Source organism: Arthrobacter rhizophilus, assembly GCF_026241105.1.
Taxonomy (GTDB): Bacteria; Actinomycetota; Actinomycetes; order Actinomycetales; family Micrococcaceae; genus Arthrobacter.
In genome coordinates, this window is record NZ_JAPFFT010000015.1 from 1 (window position 1) to 17,519 (window position 17,519).

General features: G+C 64.4%; 19 protein-coding genes. 11 read left to right on the forward strand and 8 right to left on the reverse strand.

Annotation, left to right across the window (positions count from 1 at the left end):
• Positions 1–272: 272 nt before the first annotated feature.
• Positions 273–755 carry a YegP family protein gene (locus tag OOZ51_RS13370; RefSeq protein ID WP_323054752.1) on the forward strand — a complete coding sequence of 161 codons (483 nt, stop codon included), beginning with the start codon at positions 273–275 and terminating at the stop codon, positions 753–755.
• Positions 756–918: 163 nt separating this feature from the next.
• On the opposite strand, the gene ggt is transcribed toward OOZ51_RS13370, so the two are convergent.
• Positions 919–2,745, reverse strand: a complete 1,827-nt coding sequence (gene ggt, locus OOZ51_RS13375) for a gamma-glutamyltransferase (RefSeq protein ID WP_265980155.1) — start codon at positions 2,743–2,745, stop codon at positions 919–921.
• 314 nt (positions 2,746–3,059) lie between these two features.
• Positions 3,060–3,563 (reverse strand): hypothetical protein, encoded by a 504-nt coding sequence (locus OOZ51_RS13380; RefSeq protein WP_265980157.1) that lies wholly within the window; start codon positions 3,561–3,563, stop codon positions 3,060–3,062.
• A gap of 295 nt (positions 3,564–3,858) precedes the next feature.
• Here OOZ51_RS13380 and OOZ51_RS13385 point away from each other — a divergent pair, with 295 nt between their 5' ends.
• Together OOZ51_RS13385 and OOZ51_RS13390 are read left to right on the forward strand one after the other, a co-directional pair.
• Positions 3,859–5,082 (forward strand): serine/threonine-protein kinase, encoded by a 1,224-nt coding sequence (locus OOZ51_RS13385; protein ID WP_265980158.1) that lies wholly within the window; start codon positions 3,859–3,861, stop codon positions 5,080–5,082.
• On the forward strand, positions 5,079–5,507 hold the full coding sequence (locus OOZ51_RS13390; protein ID WP_265980159.1) for a hypothetical protein: 429 nt from the start codon (positions 5,079–5,081) through the stop codon (positions 5,505–5,507). The genes OOZ51_RS13385 and OOZ51_RS13390 overlap by 4 nt, the downstream gene beginning before the upstream one ends.
• Before the next feature lie 105 nt (positions 5,508–5,612).
• Here the strand turns inward: OOZ51_RS13390 and OOZ51_RS13395 are convergent, their stop codons facing one another.
• A complete protein-coding gene (locus tag OOZ51_RS13395; protein WP_265980161.1) occupies positions 5,613–5,870 on the reverse strand; it encodes a DUF6458 family protein in 258 nt (85 codons plus the stop codon).
• A 293-nt stretch (positions 5,871–6,163) separates the two neighbouring features.
• On the opposite strand from OOZ51_RS13395, the gene OOZ51_RS13400 reads away from it, so the two are divergent.
• The gene (locus OOZ51_RS13400; RefSeq protein WP_265980163.1) at positions 6,164–8,305 is read left to right on the forward strand and encodes a putative bifunctional diguanylate cyclase/phosphodiesterase; all 2,142 of its coding nucleotides are present in this window, start codon (positions 6,164–6,166) and stop codon (positions 8,303–8,305) included.
• 77 nt (positions 8,306–8,382) lie between these two features.
• On the opposite strand, the gene OOZ51_RS13405 is transcribed toward OOZ51_RS13400, so the two are convergent.
• On the reverse strand, positions 8,383–8,823 hold the full coding sequence (locus tag OOZ51_RS13405; protein WP_323054753.1) for a cytidine/deoxycytidylate deaminase family protein: 441 nt from the start codon (positions 8,821–8,823) through the stop codon (positions 8,383–8,385).
• A gap of 139 nt (positions 8,824–8,962) precedes the next feature.
• Between OOZ51_RS13405 and OOZ51_RS13415 the strand changes: the two genes are divergently transcribed.
• Genes OOZ51_RS13415 through fdxA form a run of 5 tightly spaced genes read left to right on the forward strand, consistent with a single transcriptional unit; the run spans position 8,963 to position 13,388 of the window.
• Complete coding sequence (locus OOZ51_RS13415) at positions 8,963–9,775, forward strand: enoyl-CoA hydratase-related protein (protein ID WP_265980165.1); 813 nt, start codon at positions 8,963–8,965, stop codon at positions 9,773–9,775.
• 57 nt (positions 9,776–9,832) lie between these two features.
• Complete coding sequence (locus tag OOZ51_RS13420) at positions 9,833–10,750, forward strand: dihydrodipicolinate synthase family protein (RefSeq protein WP_265980166.1); 918 nt, start codon at positions 9,833–9,835, stop codon at positions 10,748–10,750.
• Positions 10,750–11,535 (forward strand): SDR family oxidoreductase, encoded by a 786-nt coding sequence (locus OOZ51_RS13425; RefSeq protein ID WP_265980167.1) that lies wholly within the window; start codon positions 10,750–10,752, stop codon positions 11,533–11,535. The genes OOZ51_RS13420 and OOZ51_RS13425 overlap by 1 nt, the downstream gene beginning before the upstream one ends.
• Positions 11,536–11,594: 59 nt before the next feature.
• A complete protein-coding gene (locus OOZ51_RS13430; protein ID WP_265980168.1) occupies positions 11,595–13,064 on the forward strand; it encodes an aldehyde dehydrogenase family protein in 1,470 nt (489 codons plus the stop codon).
• A 6-nt stretch (positions 13,065–13,070) separates the two neighbouring features.
• A complete protein-coding gene (fdxA, locus tag OOZ51_RS13435) occupies positions 13,071–13,388 on the forward strand; it encodes a ferredoxin (protein ID WP_265980170.1) in 318 nt (105 codons plus the stop codon).
• A gap of 28 nt (positions 13,389–13,416) precedes the next feature.
• Here the strand turns inward: fdxA and OOZ51_RS13440 are convergent, their stop codons facing one another.
• From OOZ51_RS13440 to OOZ51_RS13455, 4 genes are all read right to left on the reverse strand, one after another.
• On the reverse strand, positions 13,417–13,728 hold the full coding sequence (locus OOZ51_RS13440) for a hypothetical protein (RefSeq protein WP_265980171.1): 312 nt from the start codon (positions 13,726–13,728) through the stop codon (positions 13,417–13,419).
• A 25-nt stretch (positions 13,729–13,753) separates the two neighbouring features.
• Positions 13,754–14,767, reverse strand: a complete 1,014-nt coding sequence (locus tag OOZ51_RS13445) for an isopenicillin N synthase family dioxygenase (RefSeq protein WP_265980172.1) — start codon at positions 14,765–14,767, stop codon at positions 13,754–13,756.
• 49 nt (positions 14,768–14,816) lie between these two features.
• Positions 14,817–15,164, reverse strand: coding sequence for a VOC family protein (locus tag OOZ51_RS13450; protein WP_265980174.1), 348 nt, complete (start codon positions 15,162–15,164; stop codon positions 14,817–14,819).
• Between the two features lie 170 nt (positions 15,165–15,334).
• Positions 15,335–15,727, reverse strand: coding sequence for a nuclear transport factor 2 family protein (locus OOZ51_RS13455; protein WP_265980175.1), 393 nt, complete (start codon positions 15,725–15,727; stop codon positions 15,335–15,337).
• A gap of 176 nt (positions 15,728–15,903) precedes the next feature.
• Between OOZ51_RS13455 and OOZ51_RS13460 the strand changes: the two genes are divergently transcribed.
• Together OOZ51_RS13460 and OOZ51_RS13465 are read left to right on the forward strand one after the other, a co-directional pair.
• Positions 15,904–16,755, forward strand: coding sequence for an alpha/beta fold hydrolase (locus OOZ51_RS13460; RefSeq protein ID WP_265980176.1), 852 nt, complete (start codon positions 15,904–15,906; stop codon positions 16,753–16,755).
• 58 nt (positions 16,756–16,813) lie between these two features.
• Positions 16,814–17,497: a hypothetical protein gene (locus tag OOZ51_RS13465; protein WP_265980177.1), complete on the forward strand. Its 684-nt coding sequence runs from the start codon at positions 16,814–16,816 to the stop codon at positions 17,495–17,497.
• Positions 17,498–17,519 lie beyond the last annotated feature (22 nt).

The following is a 17,519-nucleotide window of genomic DNA, read 5'->3' on the forward strand; positions in this document are numbered from 1 at the left end:
GAACCGCCCGGCGACAATGGACGATCAGAAGGACCAGAACCCAACCCGGGCCGCAACCCTTCACACATATCGTCTAGGCTCCTTCACCCGGAAAGGACCGCCCGCAAAGATCTCGGCGTGCCTGTCATCGGAGCACCCGTTCGGCACTGCGATTTGCCGGCATCGCCGGAGGACCGGGTGTGCCGGAAGACTTCGGGTTTGACAGGTTTTACATAGGGTTTACTCGCCCGGTCTTGTGAGCCCAAACGGAGCTGGCACAGACTGAATGTGATGTGAGGGGCGATCCGTTGGCGATCGTCCACCAAACCAGCGGTAAGGAATGCAGCGATGCTCCGTCCCGCTCCGTAGTGAAGTCGCTACGCAGCGGGTCCGCAGACCGGGAGGTAGCAGTGGCCGGCGTATTCGAAGTGTTTGTTGACGGGGAGTCCTTTTTCAGATTCCGCCTCAAATCTCCTGACGGAATCGTCATTGCCGTTTCGGCGCCGTTCGAGGACAAGTCCGGGGTGGTCGCCGGCATCGCCGCTGCGCGCGAGTGTGCAGGCATGGGGCTGGTCACAGACCTTTGCCCGGCTGCGGGTGCCCGGCAACCGGCCACGATGATTGCTCTTCCAAGCACGGTTCCGCAGAGCACGCTTCCCCAAAGAGCGGCTCCACAAGCGTGTGATGAACGGCGCAAGGCGAGCGACGGATTTCGTGCCCGCGCCAAGGAACTCCGGCGGGCGGCAACCGCACCCAGGTGGACCGGCGCGGCATAGGAATTCGACAAGGTCAAGACCGACGGCGCACTGGGGGACTCACCTGGGTCTCAGCAGGCGAGATGCGCCGCCGGCCGTTTTGGTCCAGCCACAATTCTCCCACCGTTTGCCCGTCATGCACAGCGGGGCTTGCCCCGCACGCAGCTCACCATGCTCAACCGCTTCACGGCGACGGCTTGAGAACCATCGCCGAGCCTCCCCCTCGCCTGACCGGCTCAGCGGCCGCGATCATGCTCCCGTTGGGCCTGAATTCAATCGCTGTTGCCGCACCGATCTCCGCGGCCGAGGTGAAGGCATCACCTGATGGCGTGAACTGATGGCCATACGGTGTCAGTTGGCTCCCGTATGCCGTGATGAAGTCCGGCTCGGCGGTGACCTTGGCGGTGTTCCGTTGCGAAGCACGTGGGGCAGCGATCGCGTCGGAGATGCTCATGCCCAGGTCCACCCTGTTCAGGATCGTCTGCAACACGGTGGTGATGATCGTCGATCCGCCGGGTGAGCCGAGGGCGAGGAACGGCTTGCCGTCCTTGAGGATAATAGTCGGGGACATCGAGGAGCGCGGGCGCTTCCCCGGCTCGATCCGGTTTGGATCGGCCGCGTTGTAGACGGTCGAGAAATCGGTGAGCTCGTTGTTGAGCAGGAACCCCCGCCCGGGCACCACGATGCCCGATCCGCCGGTCTGCTCGATGGTAAGCGTGTACTCGACCACGTTTCCCCATTTGTCCGCGACCGTCATGTTGGTGGTCGAGATGTTCTCGGTGTCCTTCTTATCGGCGAGCGCGGCTGCGGACGCCGGGCACACGCCGTCGTACCCGGACACATCCCCCGCGGCGACGGGTTTCGTAGCCGCGTGCAGCGGATCGATCTGGCAGGAGCGTTCCTTGCCGAAGATCGGGTCGGTGAGCGCGTTCGTAGGAACGTCGACGAAGGCAGGGTCGCCGACATACTTTCCACGGTCCGCGAACGCGAGCGCGCTCGCTTCGAGGTATTGGTGCAGGGCGGCCGGCTTGGACATCTCCGAGAGATTTACGGTGTCCAGGATGTTGAGCGCCTCGCCGACCGTGGTGCCACCGCTGCTCGACGGCGCCATGCCGTAGACATCAAGGCCGCGGTAGTCGACGTGGGTGGGCGCCTGGTCCAGGGGTTTGTACGCCGCGAGGTCTGCGGTGGTCATGTGCCCCACGGGGATCGGCAGTGTGGTGGTGGCAGTCTTCGGGGGCGCCTGGACTGTTGCCGCGATCTCGTCCGCCAACGGGCCGCTGTAGAAGGCGCTGGTGCCTTGCTTCGCGAGGAGCTGATACGTCGCGGCGAGGTCGTGGTTCTGGAAGACGCTTCCGACGGCGGGTGCGTCGCCTCCCGGGAGGAACAGCTTGCTCGTGGAACTGAACGCCCCGAAGCGGAGCTTGTTGTCGAGTGTCTGCTGGCGGAAGGTCGGATCCACCACGAAGCCCCGGGTCGCGACTTTGATGGCCGGCTGGAGGGCATCTCCAAGGCTCAACGTACCCCAGCGGTCCAGGGCACGCTCCCAGGTTGCCGCTGTGCCGGGGACGCCTATGGAGACGCCACTGGTGACGAGCTCGGGCGTGAAGTTGTAGGGCTTGCCGGTCTTCGGGTCGATGAACGCGTCGTGTGGCATCGCCGCTGGGGCGGTCTCGCGGCCGTCTATGGTGCCGATCTTTCCGGTCTTTGCGTTATAGAACACGAAGTATCCGCCACCGCCGATCCCGGCGCTATAGGGTTCGGTCACCCCGAGGGTCGCGGCCGCGGCGACGGCGGCGTCGGCTGCGTTGCCGCCCTTGCGGAGGACCTCGATCGCGGCGGCGGATGCCTCGGGGTCTACGGTGCTCACCGCGCCGCCATATCCGGTGGCGGTGGCGGTCTTTTCAGTGTGGCGCGGATCGGCAAAAGCGGGACTGGCAACGGCACCGCTCGTCACGCTCAGCGCGAGAACTGCCGACATGGTAACCAGTCGAAGTCTCGGATTTGGCATGGTGGCTCCCCCATCTAGGTTGTGCGAGTTGGCGGTGTGGCCACCCTACTCCTCGGTGGTGCGAGGCTCAACGCGTTCAGGCGGTCCCGGTGCGGGCGCCAACAACCCGTGCGGAGACACACGCCGACCCGTCGGGCGAATCGGCCGGTGACCTCGAAGCCTCGTCCCTCCTGACCGTTGAACGCATGGAGGAATGCCTGCGCGCCGCACGCCCTGGGATAAGCAGAGCCGGACCGCCCCGTAGCGGGAGGGTCCGGAAAGACCCTCCCGCCATGGGATGTGACCGCTGGAGCTGACCTTTGGGCTGGGAACCCCTAGCGCTTGCCGGCGTCCGAGTTGCCTTCGGCGTGGGTACGGTGTGACTTGTGCTGGCCTTCGCCTTTCGACTCGTGGTCCGCCTTGCGGTCGCCACCGTCTTCGTCCTTGGCTTCCTTCATTCCGTCGTTGTCACTATCAGCGGGCTGAACCGCCGGGACATCGGACGAAGGTGACGCATTAGTAGGAACGGGTGCTGTTGAACTCGGAATCGGGGCGGGCGCCGCGGCGCTCGGCGGCTGCTCAACTGGCTCCTCAGTGGCGGGCACCAACGGCGTTTGGCCCGAGGGCTCCGTCTCGGGAGCCTTGGCAGGGGGTACCGCCGTTGTCGGAGACACCAAAGGCGCCGACGGCGACGGGCTGGCCGATGCGGTGGACGCAGGAGCCGGCACCTCTGTGGTGCTGATGCTGGTAAAGGCGGCGGCGCCGCCTCCTGCGATGGCGCCAGCAGTGATCATAGTGATCACTGCTTTACTGGCTGCAAGGCTGGTCAGAATAGGCATGAAGACCTCCGGAATTCTCGTCTTGATTGCTCATTGGATATTTCACGGACTGGGTTGCGGTTGCCTCACCGCGCGCTCCGGTATCGGAACTCCCGCACCAACGTAGGCACAGAAGCCGCTGGATATCACCCCCGCGGACGGGCGATTGAGCCTTTGTTCACCCGTCGTTCATCTTGTCAGGGGACTTTCGGCCGAACCGTAACTTTCTGGCCTCGCGGGACGATTACCCTAGAGGGGCGTGTGTCTCGCAAGCTGCATTGCAGTTTCCGCAGGTTCAAAGAAAGCGAGGGGAGCTGTGCCGGATGGCCCTATCACCGGAGAGAACGATGCTCTTATAGCAGGTCGATACAGGCTGGGAAGCCTGATCGGCCGCGGCGCGACGGCGTCCGTGTACCAGGCACAGGATGAGAGACTGGGCCGCGACGTGGCGTTGAAACTCTTCGCTCCGCTGCTGGGAGGTCCGGAGGGGCTCGCCCGGCACGAAAACGAAATGCGGCTCCTTGCGACATTCAACCACCCGTCCCTCGTGACTCTCTTCGACGCAGGCACCGACCACCGGGACCCGGAGCATCCCCGGACATTCCTCACCATGGAACTGATTCACGGACCGGACCTGCATGCCAGATTGCGGGGCCGCCCACTGGCGATCGGGGACGTTGCCCATATCGGAGCAGATCTTGCCTCGGTCCTGGAGTATGTCCACGGGCGTGGGATCATTCACCGCGATATCAAACCGGCGAATGTCCTGCTGGCCGAAGCTCCCGCAGGATCCCCAATGCGGCCAAAGCTCACGGACTTCGGAATCGCGCGAATCATTGAGGGAACCCGATTGACGGCAACAGGCACTATGGTCGGAACCGCCGCGTACCTAAGCCCGGAACAGGCCACCGGCTCCACTCTCGGTCCGGCAAGTGATATCTACTCGCTGGGACTGGTCCTCCTCGAGTGCCTCACCGGAATGCTGGAGTACCCGGGAACCAGCGTGGAGTCAGCCGTTGCGAGGCTACACCGTCCGCCGCGTGTTCCGGCGACCCTCGGGGAGCAGTGGGTTGACCTCCTCGCCGCCATGACATTGACCCGTCCTTCCGAACGACCGTCAGCACGAGACGTTGAGCAAACACTCCGGCGTGCCATCAGTTCCGGCGTTCCCGCCGCGATACCCGGGGTCGCCAGCGGCGCCACGCAGACGCTTCCCCGCTTGCCCGACCGCCCTCCCCGCACAGCCAAGCCAACAATCCAGACACGCGTGCAGCCTGCGGCATCGGGGAGCAGTGGCAGCGGTAACGGCACCGTCGTCGTGCCAACCATACGAAACTGGCGGCAACGGCGGGGGAAATCGCTGAGCCACCCGCGCCGCTCGGCATGGGCCATCGGAGCCGGACTGCTTACCACCGCCCTGGTGATCATTGGCGTGAGTGCCTTCCAGCCGCCCGCACCCGCCGCACCGGCTCCCTCCCCGAACGTTCCCGGCCTCTTGGGTCAACACATCGAGCAGCTGCAAAAGAGCGTGACGCCGTGAACCGGGCACAAAACAGACTCTTGGAAGCCACGACGGCCTTGGCCCTCGTGGCCGGACTCCTCGCCGGCTGCGCAAATGCATCGGACGAACTGAAGCCCGGCGCCGCCGGGAAACTGCAGTCCGAAGTTACGGCACTGGCACAGTCCGCAGCCGACAAAGACATCCCGGCGGCAACCAGGGCGCTGGACCTGCTCACGAAGGACCTTGCAGATGCAGTCGCGCGTGGTGAGGTTTCGCCGTCTCGGCGCCAAGAGATCCAGAGTGCGATCGACCTGGTCCGGGCAGACCTCTCTGCTGCGACTACGGCCAGCACCCTTACGCCAACGCCCTCACCGAGCGTTGAGACATCGACGCCTGTTGCTCCGGCTCCTGTGACCCCGGCCCCGGGACGTCACAAGGGCGGCGGCAAGGGTAATGGCGATTAGGAACCGGCGCCGGTTCCACGCTTGAGTTAGTACCGGCGCGTCCGGAGGCAGAGAAACGGGGAGGGACGGCAGTGCCGTCCCTCCCCGTTTCTCTGCCTCCGACAGCTAGATTCCCATGTCGCGGCTATCTCTGGTGACGATGCGCTCCCCCGTGACCGGGTCAACCGAAGCTCGGCTTTCGCTGACACGGCGGGTTCGGCGCGGGCCGAACACGAGAAGGGAAACGATCAAGCCAATTACGCCGACCACCATGAGGATGTAACCGACCATGTGGAGGTCGAAGTAGGGCACAACATCTCCGGCGATGGCGAAGGCCAAAATGGCGCCTAGGGCGATAAGGAAGATGGATGATCCAATTCTCACTGCTGTACCTCCTGCTGAACCGCGAGCCCGGCGGCGGCGGGTAATACTAAGCTTACTTGGCATCGCCAAAGTTACACGCCAGTAACTCATACGGCAACCTCTTGGCAGTGCGCGTCGGCGCTAAGGGTGCTTTGCTTTTCAGGCGAGTGCCCGGTACGGTCCGTAGAGGACTATCGTCCTTGACTTGGGGAGGTCAGCGATCATAGGCATGTTCGAACTGGATGTGGATGCCAAAACACCGTACAGGTTCCGCTTGCGGGCACTGGATGGCCATGCAAACGAAGCGTCCCGTGATGGGTGAGCCTACTGTCGGCACCGCGGTCCCCTCCTATCGCGAACTGCTGGAGGGGTCGCCGGATGCCCTGCTGATGATCGATTCCTGCGGCGCCATCCGCTTTTTCAATGCCGCAGCGGAGCGTCTTTTCGGATATCGCCGCGAGTGGCTGCTGGGCCGGCATTACCGGGCACTGCTCCCGGGCAGGCTCCAAGGACACAATGAAGGCCTCGGGGAGCCTTTCGGCATCGATGCGCAAGCCAGGCATATGGGGACTGATCTTGAACTCTTCGGCCTGCGGCGTGACGGCACGGAATTCCCCATGGAGGTCAATCTCGCGCCCGTAACCGCGGACGCGGCCAACGTTGTGGCATCGATCCGTGACGTGAGCGAGCGTAAACGAAGCGATGCAGCGCTGCGCCAGGCGCTGTCCCTGGTCAGCGCAACCCTCGAGTCCACAGCGGACGGTATCCTCGTCGTTACGGCCGACGGAAGAATCGCTGGTTCGAATGAGCGGTTTGCGACCATGTGGGGCATCCCCAAGAATCTACTTGACTCCCACGATGACGGGAAGGTCATGGGCTTCGTCCTGGACCAACTCACGGACCCGGAAGCGTTCGTCGCGAAAGTCCAGCAGCTCTACTCGGATCCAGGTGCCGAGAGCCTGGACGTGCTGCATTTTCACGACGGCCGGACCTTTGAACGTTATTCAAGGCCGCAGAGGCTCGCCGAAACAATCGTTGGACGAGTCTGGAGCTTCCGCGACACCACAGCCCGGATGCAGGCGCAGGATCAAGCCCGGACGGCGTTGGCGGAACTCGCCAGGAAGGCGGAGGAACTGAGGCTTCTTGCCTTCCGCGACCACCTTACGGGGTTGGCGAACCGTGCCTTGTTCCGTGAACGACTTGAACTTGCATTGGCCTCGACGGAACGCTCCGGCATCCATGTACTGCTCCTGGACCTGGATGATTTCAAGGAGGTCAACGACGTCCTTGGTCATCAGGCCGGCGACGAAATGCTTATCGAAATCGGCCGCCGGCTACGCCGCTGCGTGGGCGAGGGCGATACAGTCGCCAGGCTGGGCGGGGACGAATTCGTCATCCTCTTGACCCGCACGCCCGACCCCGACCGCATGGCTTCCATCATGATGGCCGCGCTGAGCGCCCCTTTCGCACTCCACGGACGTGAGCTACGCCCCGGCGTCAGCATCGGACTGACCGGCGCGGATCCCGAACTGCATGCCCCCGACCTGATGCGGCGTGCAGATATTGCCATGTATGCGGCAAAGGCGGCCGGAAAGAACCGATGCCTGCGCTTCCATCCGGACATGATGACGGCCCTGCTCGTCCGCAACAACATGGAAACCGGCCTTCGCTCGGCCGTCGACAACGGAGAAATTACCGTCCACTACCAGCCCGTCGTTGACGCCGAGTCTGCCACGGTCACGCAGGTGGAGGCCTTGGCCCGCTGGGAGCGGCCCGGAGGGCTGACTCCGCCGTCGGAATTCATCCCCGCGGCAGAACGTTCCGGGCTGATCAACGCGATCGGGCAGGAAGTCCTGTCCCAGGCGTGCACGCAGCTCAGGCCCTGGCTCGTCGGGAACGCGAACCGCGCCGTTGCGGTAAATGCCTCAGCGGTCCAACTGCGCGAACAGGGATATGCAGACGCCGTCCTCAGTACGCTTGCGGCCGCGGGAATCAAAGGTAGCCAGCTGATACTGGAGGTCACTGAGAGCGTCTTCCTTGACCCGGCACCCCATATCATCGACCAGCTGGCAACGCTCCGCAGTCAGCGAATCCGGGTGGCCTTGGACGACTTTGGTACCGGCTATTCCTCCCTTGGGCGCCTCCAGGACCTCACCGTGGACATCCTCAAAATCGACCGGACCTTCGTCTCCGTCATACACACAGGAGAGGAGGATCTTCCGATCCTGACCTCGATGAGCGCCATGGCCCACCACCTCGGGCACCGCATCACCGCGGAGGGCGTGGAGAGCCCGGAACAGGCGCGGTACCTGCTGCGCCTCGGCTGCCATTCCCTCCAGGGCTACCTATTTGCGCGCCCCGTGCCGCCCGAGGAGCTCGCGGCAGCCATCGAACACGCCACGGAGCGCATCAAAACCCTCCGCCTGGACTGTCGCGGGCTACAGCCGGGCAAATAACTGGCCAGGTATAGAAACGGTCGCAAACGGCCGGGACCCTTGAGTCCCGGCCGTTTGCATCGCACCTCAGCGCGCCCTCACCTCGACTGGCGCGCCAGGCCGTGTGTCCCGGCGCCTGGCGGAAGGGTGGTCCACTCGGTTTCCGTGGCCCGCATCCAGGGATAGGGCAGGAGATCCTCAAGACTGACGGTTCCCACCTCTCCCCCGGCATCAACCAGGACAGATGTCTCGGCCCCGTAGTTGCGCAGCAGTTCCCGGCAGACGCCGCAAGGGTTGGTGACCTGGGGTTCTCCGCGTTCGTCCATGCTGACTGCAACCACCGAGTGGATCGATGCTTCCTGCGCAATACGGGCGTTGGCGAGGGCGCTGGATTCGGCACACACGTTGATCCGCTTGGAGCCTAGGTGGAGGCCCAAGTAGATGGTCCCTGACGCCCCGCGCATAGCAGCGGCCACGCGATGGTTCTCACTGTGATGCGCCTGAAGGAGAAGCTGACGGGCCGCGTCGTAAAGCTCCACATCCGACTCGCTGAGTTCAAAAGCGCGTGGCGCCGAGGCTCGGAGAACACAACGTGGAAGTCCTGCTCGAGAACGGCTTCGACAAGGAAACCATCGAGCGCCTGCAGCAGTTGGGGGTCCTCCGGTGACGGCTTCGATAGTGGAGAAGACAATCTCAGTTCCCAACCCAGTTGACCAGGTCACGCTGACCATCGAGAACCACGTAGCCACAGTGGTCATAGACCGCCAGCACGTGCTCAACGCCGTCGACGGGACCGCCCAGGCCAGGCTCAATGACATCTGGGACCAGCTCGAAGCCGATCCTGAAGTACGCGCCGTCGTCATCACCGGTGCCGGCGCGCGGGCGTTCTGCGTCGGGGCGGACATGTCCGCCTCTGCCGTGGACAAGACCGGCCTGCAGTACTGGGCCGAACTCGACCCCAACGGCTTCGGCGGACTGAGCCTGAGGACAAGCCTGGACATTCCGGTGATTGCCCGGGTGAACGGCTACGCGCTGGGCGGCGGCATGGAGATCGTACTCGGTGCCGACATCGTCGTCGCCGCGGACACGGCGCGATTCGGCCTCACCGAACCTCGCGTCGGGCGTCTGGCGCTCGACGGCGGCATCCATCAGCTGGTGCGCCGCGTCCCCTACACCCAGGCGATGGGCATGCTCCTCACCGGTCGCAAGGCCGAGGCCTCGGAGATGCAATCGATGGGATTGGTCAATGAAGTAGTTCCCGCAGATGAGCTCGACGCCGCGGTGCAGCGCTGGGTGGACCAGATCCTCGCGTGCGCGCCCAGCTCCGTCCGGGCCGTCAAGCAGATGGTCAGCAGGACCGGCCACCTCAGTGCCGCGGAAGCCCGTGGCCTCAGGCTACCGGCCCTCATGGCCGCCCTGGACAGTGAAGACTCCGCCGAAGGCGTGTGCGCTTTCCAGGAAAAGCGCCCGCCAGTGTGGCCGGGCCGCTAGGTGCGGCACGAACAAGTGCAAGACACCGAACTTCAGCATGAACGGAAGGACAATCCAATGCGGGAATCACTAGCACCCGGAGTGTGGGGCGTCGTCGCCTCGCCATTCCAGGGCAGCACCCTCAATCTGGACACCGACAGCCTGGCCCAGTTGGTGGAGCACTATGAATCCATCGGCGCCACGGGGCTGACTGTCCTGGGTGTCTTCGGTGAGGCCGCCGCCCTGACCGCAGCGGAGCGCAGCCTGGCACTTGAAGTGGTAGTCGAAGAAACCCGATTGCCCCTTGTGGTGGGGGTGACCTCGCTCTTCACCGGCACCGCGGTCGAAGAAATCCGCGCGGCCCAGGCCGTGACCGGAGACCGGCTCGCGGCAGTCATGGTGCAAGCCAATTCAGCACGCCCGGAGGTGGTGATCGCGCACCTGAACGCCATCCACCAATCCACCGGCGCCAAGGTGGTCCTGCAGGACTACCCGGTGGCCAGCGGCGTCAGCATCAGCACGGAAGCACTTATTTACGTGGTCCAGACGTGCAAGTTCGTTGTCGCGGTAAAGGCCGAGGCCCCGCCCACCAGTGTGGCCATCGCCCAACTGGCGGCCGCCGTCGACGTCTCCGTGTTCGGCGGACAGGGTCTGCTGGATGAGCTGGTGGCCGGCGCCGCAGGCGCCATGACCGGGTTCTCCTTCCCGGAAGCCCTCGTCGCCTGCGTCCGCGCATGGCAGTCCAACGGCTACGACGCCGCCCGGGACGCGCTGCTCCCGTACCTGCCGCTCATCAACTTCGAGCAGCAGGCCCGGATCGCCCTGGCGGTCCGGAAGGAGTGTTTCCGTGAGCGGGGGCTCATCAAGGACTCCGGAGTGCGCCCGCCTGCGGCTCCTTTCCCCGCGGCCCTCAGGAACGGAATGCTGACGCATCTCGCCGAAGCCGCCAGCGCACTCTCCCTTGCCCCAACCGCCCAAACAGCAGGAAGGCCCTGATGGACTTCGGAATCAGCGGAAAGACCGCCTTCGTCGCCGCCTCCACAGGAGGACTGGGACTCGCCGTCGCCCGCGCCCTCGCTGCCGAGGGCGTGCGCGTGGCCATTACCGGCCGGCGCGGCGAGCTGGCAGAGAAGATCGCGGCGGAGCTGCAAGCAGACGGCCACAGCGCCGTGGCTGTCGAAGCGGACCTGAGCACCGCGGACGGAGTGACCGCCGCCGTCGAACGCGCCGTGGATCTGCTCGGCCCCATCGATATCCTGGTGCTCAATGGCCCCGGCCCCAAGCCCGGAGCCGCAGCGAGCCTTGGCGCCGACGACATCGCTGCGGCGTTCGAGTTACTGGTGAAACCGCACCACGCGCTTGTCTCGAAGATCCTGCCCGGGATGCGGGAGCGGCGCTGGGGGCGAATCCTGGCCATCGGATCCAGCGGAATCGCGGCGCCGCTGCCAAACCTCGCCGTCTCCAACACGGGCCGTGCGGCATTGGCCGGGTACCTCAAGACCCTTGCGGCTGAAGTAGCCCTCGACGCTGTCACGGTCAACATGCTCCTCCCCGGACGCATCGGCACAGACCGCGTCGCGGAACTGGACCGGGCGGCAGCCAAGCGCCGCGGCACCACACCGGAGGAAATCCAACTCGAATCGCGCAAGACCATCCCGGCCCGGCGCTACGGCGAACCCGAAGAGTTCGGTGCCGCCGGCGCCTTCCTCTGCAGCGCCCCGGCGTCGTACATCACCGGCGTCGCGCTTCGCTGCGACGGCGGCCTGATCCGGAGTCTCTAGTCCCCGGTCTCCAACAAAACCAAACTGCCCAATCCCAACTGCCAAGCCAAAGGATTACCATGACTTCCATCGCCACCGAAACAGCAACCTCCACCGAGGTGGCAATCGCGCTGCACCTGATCAACGGCGAATGGTGCGGTGAGCCCGAAACCGAGCGAATCAACCCGGCCCGCCCGGACGAACTCGCTGCCCTCTCCCCGAGTGGCACCGCCGCCGACGTCGACGCGGCCATCACCGCCGCTGCCGCCGCCCAACCGGCATGGGCAGCCCTGCCCTCCCCGGCCCGTGGCGCCATCCTCATGACCGCCGGCAACCTGCTCGCGGACCGCCAGAGCGCCATAGCGGAGGACCTGGTCCGAGAGGAAGGCAAGACCCTCGCCGAGGCCATGGGAGAGGTCAAGCGCGCCTCGGACGTGCTGCGCTTCTTCGGCTCCCTTGGCTGGGCCGCCAGTGGCGAAGTACTGCCCAGCGGCCTGCCGGACACGACCATCACCACCCGGCGCGAGCCGCTCGGCGTCGTCGGCCTCATTACCCCGTGGAACTTCCCCATTGCCATCCCGGCATGGAAAGCCGCCCCGGCACTCATCAGCGGTAACGCCGTGGTCATCAAGCCGGCCGAACTCACCCCGCTCTCCGCGACTCACCTCGCCCACGCCCTGCGGGACGCCGGACTCCCGGCCGGAATCTTCAACGTGGTGCACGGCAAGGGCCGCGTGGTGGGCGACGCCTTGGCGCGCGATCCCCGCATCGCCGGGCTGTCCTTCACCGGATCCACCAAAGTGGGGCTCGGGCTACAGGAAATCCTGAACGCCCGCCGTGCCCGCGTACAGCTGGAAATGGGCGGCAAGAACGGCGTCTTGGTCCTCGACGACGCCGATCCGCGCAAAGCCGCTGCGGTAGTCGCAGCCGGTGCGTTCGGACTTACCGGCCAGGCGTGCACGGCAACGTCCCGCGTCTACGTCACCCCTGGCATCCGCGACGCCTTTCTTGAGGCCCTGGTTGCCGAGGCAGCCAAGTACACTGCCGGTGACGGCCTTGACGGCGCCAAGATGGGCGCAGTGGTGAGCAGCCAGCAGTTCGAACAGGACCAGGCTGCGGTGCGCACCGCCGTCGAACGCGGCGCCACCCTCCTGCACGGAGAGTACGACGGCGATTCCTCCGGTGCGCTGTTCTTCCCGGCCGCTGTGCTCACCGATCTTCGGTTTGACGACGCTGCCGTGACGGAGGAAATCTTCGGCCCGGTTGTTGCGGTCCTTGAGGTTCCCGACTACGAGGCGGGCCTCGCCGCGATCAACGATTCCCGCTATGGGCTCACAGCCGGCATCTGCACCGATTCCCTGGCCCTGGCCACGGACTTCGCCGCGCGGGCGCAGGCAGGCGTGATCAAGGTCAACCGTCCCACCGCGGGCTTGGACTTGAACGTGCCGTTCGGTGGCGTGAAGGACTCCTCCACCAACACCTTCCGCGAGCAGGGCAAGTCCGCACTGGACTTCTTCACCTGGGGCAAGACCGTTTACACCGGTGTGTAGCGCGCCATGACTTACGTGATTGCGCAGCCCTGCGTGGATGTCAAGGACAAAGCCTGCATCGACGAATGCCCGGTGGACTGCATCTACGAAGGCGAACGCTCGCTTTACATCCACCCATCCGAGTGCGTGGATTGCGGTGCCTGCGATCCTGTCTGCCCGGTAGAGGCGATCTACTACGCCGACGATGTCCCGGATGAGTGGGCGGACTATGTCCGGGCCAACGTGGAGTTCTTCGATGACCTCGGATCTCCGCAAGGCGCCTCGGCGCTGGGGAACCTCGGGCGGGACCACCCGGTGGTTGCGGAGGCGCGGGTCTCCGCATAGGCACCGGGTCTTCGCGTAGCCGCCGGCGCTACCCAACCAGCCTGGCCTGGATCGCCTGCCGAAGGGCTTCCAGGCTGGGCAGCCCGGAGAGGCCTCCGACCCTAGGGTAGACGCGACAAGTCATGGCCGGTTCGGCCGTCGACGGGAAGAGGTCCACTCCGTCCAGGGTGAACGTCGGGGATCCGTGGAAGCCGGACACGGTGGCTTCTTCGTCCGTCATGATCTCCCTGACTGCCATCAGCGCAGGATCGGTCCCAACAAGCTCCAAAGCTTGGGAAAACAGTTCCCGGGCTGCGGACCCGTGCGGGCAGTCTTGGATGGTGAGCAATTCGAAGTCCATGCCCTCATTATCCGCCCCGGCGCCGTCAGCCTGTCAGCAGGTCAGCGTGCTGGGCCGCGACGACGTTCGGGTGTGCCCGAAGCCGGTAGCGGAGGGCATTGTCACCGTAGGTTTCAAGAATCGGGCTGTTCGTCGGGTCAACCGACAGGCCGCGCGCCTTCGCTTGAAACTCCGGGCTCACCGCGAGCTGCGGCATTCTCGCGTCCAGCGCCGGATTGTAGAAAAACGGTAGGGATATCCGGTCAGTGCCTCGAAGGGGTGAGATCACGCGATGCAGTGTTGCCTTGAGGTAGCCGTTGGTGGCCAGCTCCAGCATTTCGCCAATGTTGACCACGAATGTTCCCGGCACTTGGGGCGCGTCGATCCACTTCCCTTGATACTCGACCTGGAGGCCTCCCTTTCCAGGCTCCACGAGGAGGAGCGTCAGCACGCCTCCATCGCGGTGGGACCCGACGCCCTGTTTGGGTTCCGGGTTGGACTCCCCCGGATATCGGACAATCTTGAGCACCGGGAAAGCCCGTGCGGCGAACGCAGCATCAAAAGTGTCCTCGGGCGCTCCGAGAGAAACCGCCAATGCCCGCAGCAGTGTCAGGGAAATGGCACTCAGCCGTTCCGTCCATTCTGAGACAATCCCTTGCATTTCCGGGAGCGCGGCTGGCCACAGATTGGGCCCTTCCAGGCGCCAATAGTCCGCAACGTCCGGCCCCGGCTCCACAGCGTCACGCTCGACGCCGATGTCGATCTGCTCGCGCCAATCGACCCCACCATCGGTGAGCTCACCGCCGACACGGGTATAACCGCGGAACTGGGGGCTGTGGACATTCTCGATCGCGAGTTTTTCTTGTTCCGGCAACTCGAAGAAGCGGCGCGACACATCGAGAATAGCGTCCGTCAACTCCAGCGGGATGCCGTGCCCGGCCAGGTAGAGAAAGCCAATCTCGTGCATGGCATTGCGGAGTTCGTCACGGAACCGGGCCGCCTCGTCCGCTCCGGCATTCAAACGTGAAAGATCGAGTACGGGCAATGTATCGAGTGTCAATGCATTTCGTCCTTTTCATCGAGTGTCGCACGAGTGTTCACGTGGTGCTTCAATCCGGCATTTTGGGACGCCACACTCCGAAACGGTTGCCGTGCGGGTCCAGGAGGTGCGCGAACTCGATGGCGCCGTTGTCAACGAACGGAAGGGCGACACTCGCACCGAGAGACTCGGCCTTGGCGATCGCGGCCTTCACATCGTCGACTTGCACGTAGAAGATCGCCCAGGACGTCCCGTCCAGCGACGTGGTGTTCCATAGACCGCCCTTGTCGCCGTTCACCATCTGGTAGCCGGCGGGCGAGGACTCACCAAACGCCCAGTCGAAGAGTGAGCCGTAGAAGGTCCGCGCACTGTCCGGATCAGGGGAGCCGACTTCGAAGTAGTTCACTGTGGAGGCCATGAATGTTCCTTTCCACTTCGGCCCCGAAAAGACGCAGGCCGCCGCCAGACCTGGGTGCGGCTTCCATTTCTGCTCCTTTGCTGGTGTGGAAGTGTATGGACATGCCAAGCAATAGACCCGGCAACTCGGTATGTCAATGACTTTTCAAGGGCGCGATCCAAATCCGATATTCAGGCCCAGAATTCGTCTGCCTTGGCCGTCTCCTCGAAGTACTCCCGGCCCTCGACAACCTTTCCGTCGCGGAGTACGAAGGAGATGGCAGTGGCAACGTCCAGGGTTTTTCCGTCGCTTTCAGCGTGGGTTTGCTGGAGCCCCACGGTGTGGTTTTCCCCGCCGACGATGTCCTGGACCATCGCTTTGAAGGAACCTTGGGAACGCGCTCCCAGCTCGCCGAAGTAGGCCAGGATGGCGTCGTGACCTTGTTTCGTCCCGGACAGCACGCCACTTCCTCCTGCGTACCAGACTGCGTCCTCCGCAAACAACTCGCCGAGTGCCGCGAGATCACCTGCGTTAAAGGCCTCGTACCCTCGCCGGACCAATTCAGCGTTTTCTGTAGCTCCCATGTCGGATACCTCTCCGTCATCCTCGTCGGTCAAATGGGACGGGTTAAGGCTATTCCTGGCCCGAGTGCCTGTCGATGGGGAAGCCCCCAAATTCAGGGACCATCCCAAGCTCTGTCAAAGGCAATTCAGTGGCAAGCTTGACCACAAAGACGCCGCACCCGCATGGAGGGCAAGCCGTGATTGACACTGCCGAGGCCGTTCTTCACGACGGCACGATGATCCCGGTAACCATCCAAGGGAACGGGCGTGCGCTGATAATCCCAGCACGCATCGCTCCCTATCTTCCGGAGGAGGCCGACACCATGCGCCGGTGGGGCGCTGATCCAGATCTGGGACCCAACTTGGTCAACGGTCTTGCGCGAACAAACCGAGTCGTCGTCGCCGATTACGAAGGGCATCGGATGGCCCATCCTGCACCGGACACCCTCACCCCTGGGAACGTGTCCGCAGATTTCCTTGCCATCGCCGATGCCGCTGACGCTCGCACCTTCGCCTACTACGGTTACTCATGGTTGGCGCTTTGCGGGCTGCAACTCGCAATCCGAACGAACCGCCTTTGGGCGCTGGCCATGGGCGGATACCCGCCGCGCGATGGACCCTACGAGAGTATGCTGGCGGTCACGAGGGCAGCGCACTCGATGGCCAAACAATCCGCCAATCAGGTTCCTTCACCGGCCACTGCGGCGGAACCCGGCGACTGGGACGCGGTCCCCGTCCAAACAAATGAGGCACAAACCCGCCAATTCGTCACGCTCTACGAGGCCCTCCAGGACTTCGACGACTCCTCGGACGCGGTCCCGCGTGATTTGCCGAGGCTTGCCTTCGCCGGCGCGGACGACCGGATCGACTACGGACCCGCATGGGGAAATGTCCACGTAGAGATCGGTGAGCCCTTGGCGTTACACAAGCAAGCCCTCATTGAGGCCGGATGGGATGTCCAAGTACTTCCCGGCCTCGACCACATCAGCGCGATGCACAGCTCAGTCGTCTTGCCTATCCTGACGGACTGGCTCCGGAAGATCGGCTAGGCCTGCTTGCATTGACAAGACTCTTGAGACACATCCGGGCCGGTGGGACGATGAAGCGGTGAATCCCCTCTTCGATTTTCTCAGCCATTACTGGTGGCTGGTCTTTCCCCTGAGCGGTCTGGCTGGCGGATGGGCGCGGTCCTGGTCAAGGGCCAGCGAACGGCGGCATCGCCGTCGGGTGGAGCTCTACTGGCTCCAGAACCAAGCGGCGCAGGCGGAGCAGGCCAGCCAGGCCGAGGTCCTCCGGCTGCTGGAGGCTCACGACGCAGTAAACCGGCGATGGCTGGAATACGAGCTTGACGTCGGAAAACTCATTGATTTTCCGGTCATGTCCGACGTGCGCGAACCGCTCACCGTGGCCTTTCTTCGGGCCAAACGGGAAGCGGACGGTTTGCGCCCTGCGGCACCCGGCGACATTACGACGGCGGCCCGGTTGGCGGAATACCGCACGGCCGTGCGCAGCTTTGAGCTGGCGTTCGATGTCGCCGAGCGGGAAGCCAAACGCGTCAAGGACAGCAACTTTTCCGAGCCCGAACGCCAGCGGCTGGCGACCGCCAGGAAGCTGCTCAGGATCGCCTCGGACAGTGCTGCGACGCCGGCAGAGCGGCAGACCGCCTACAAGCGTGCCCGGCGCGAATTGGATGGGCTGATTGTCCTGCCCGAAGCGACCATCGCAGCGTTGGAAGAGAAGATCGTGGGAATACTCGACGCGCCAAAGGCTCCGGACTTCCATCAGAGCTGACACGCGCAACCGTCCTCCCCAG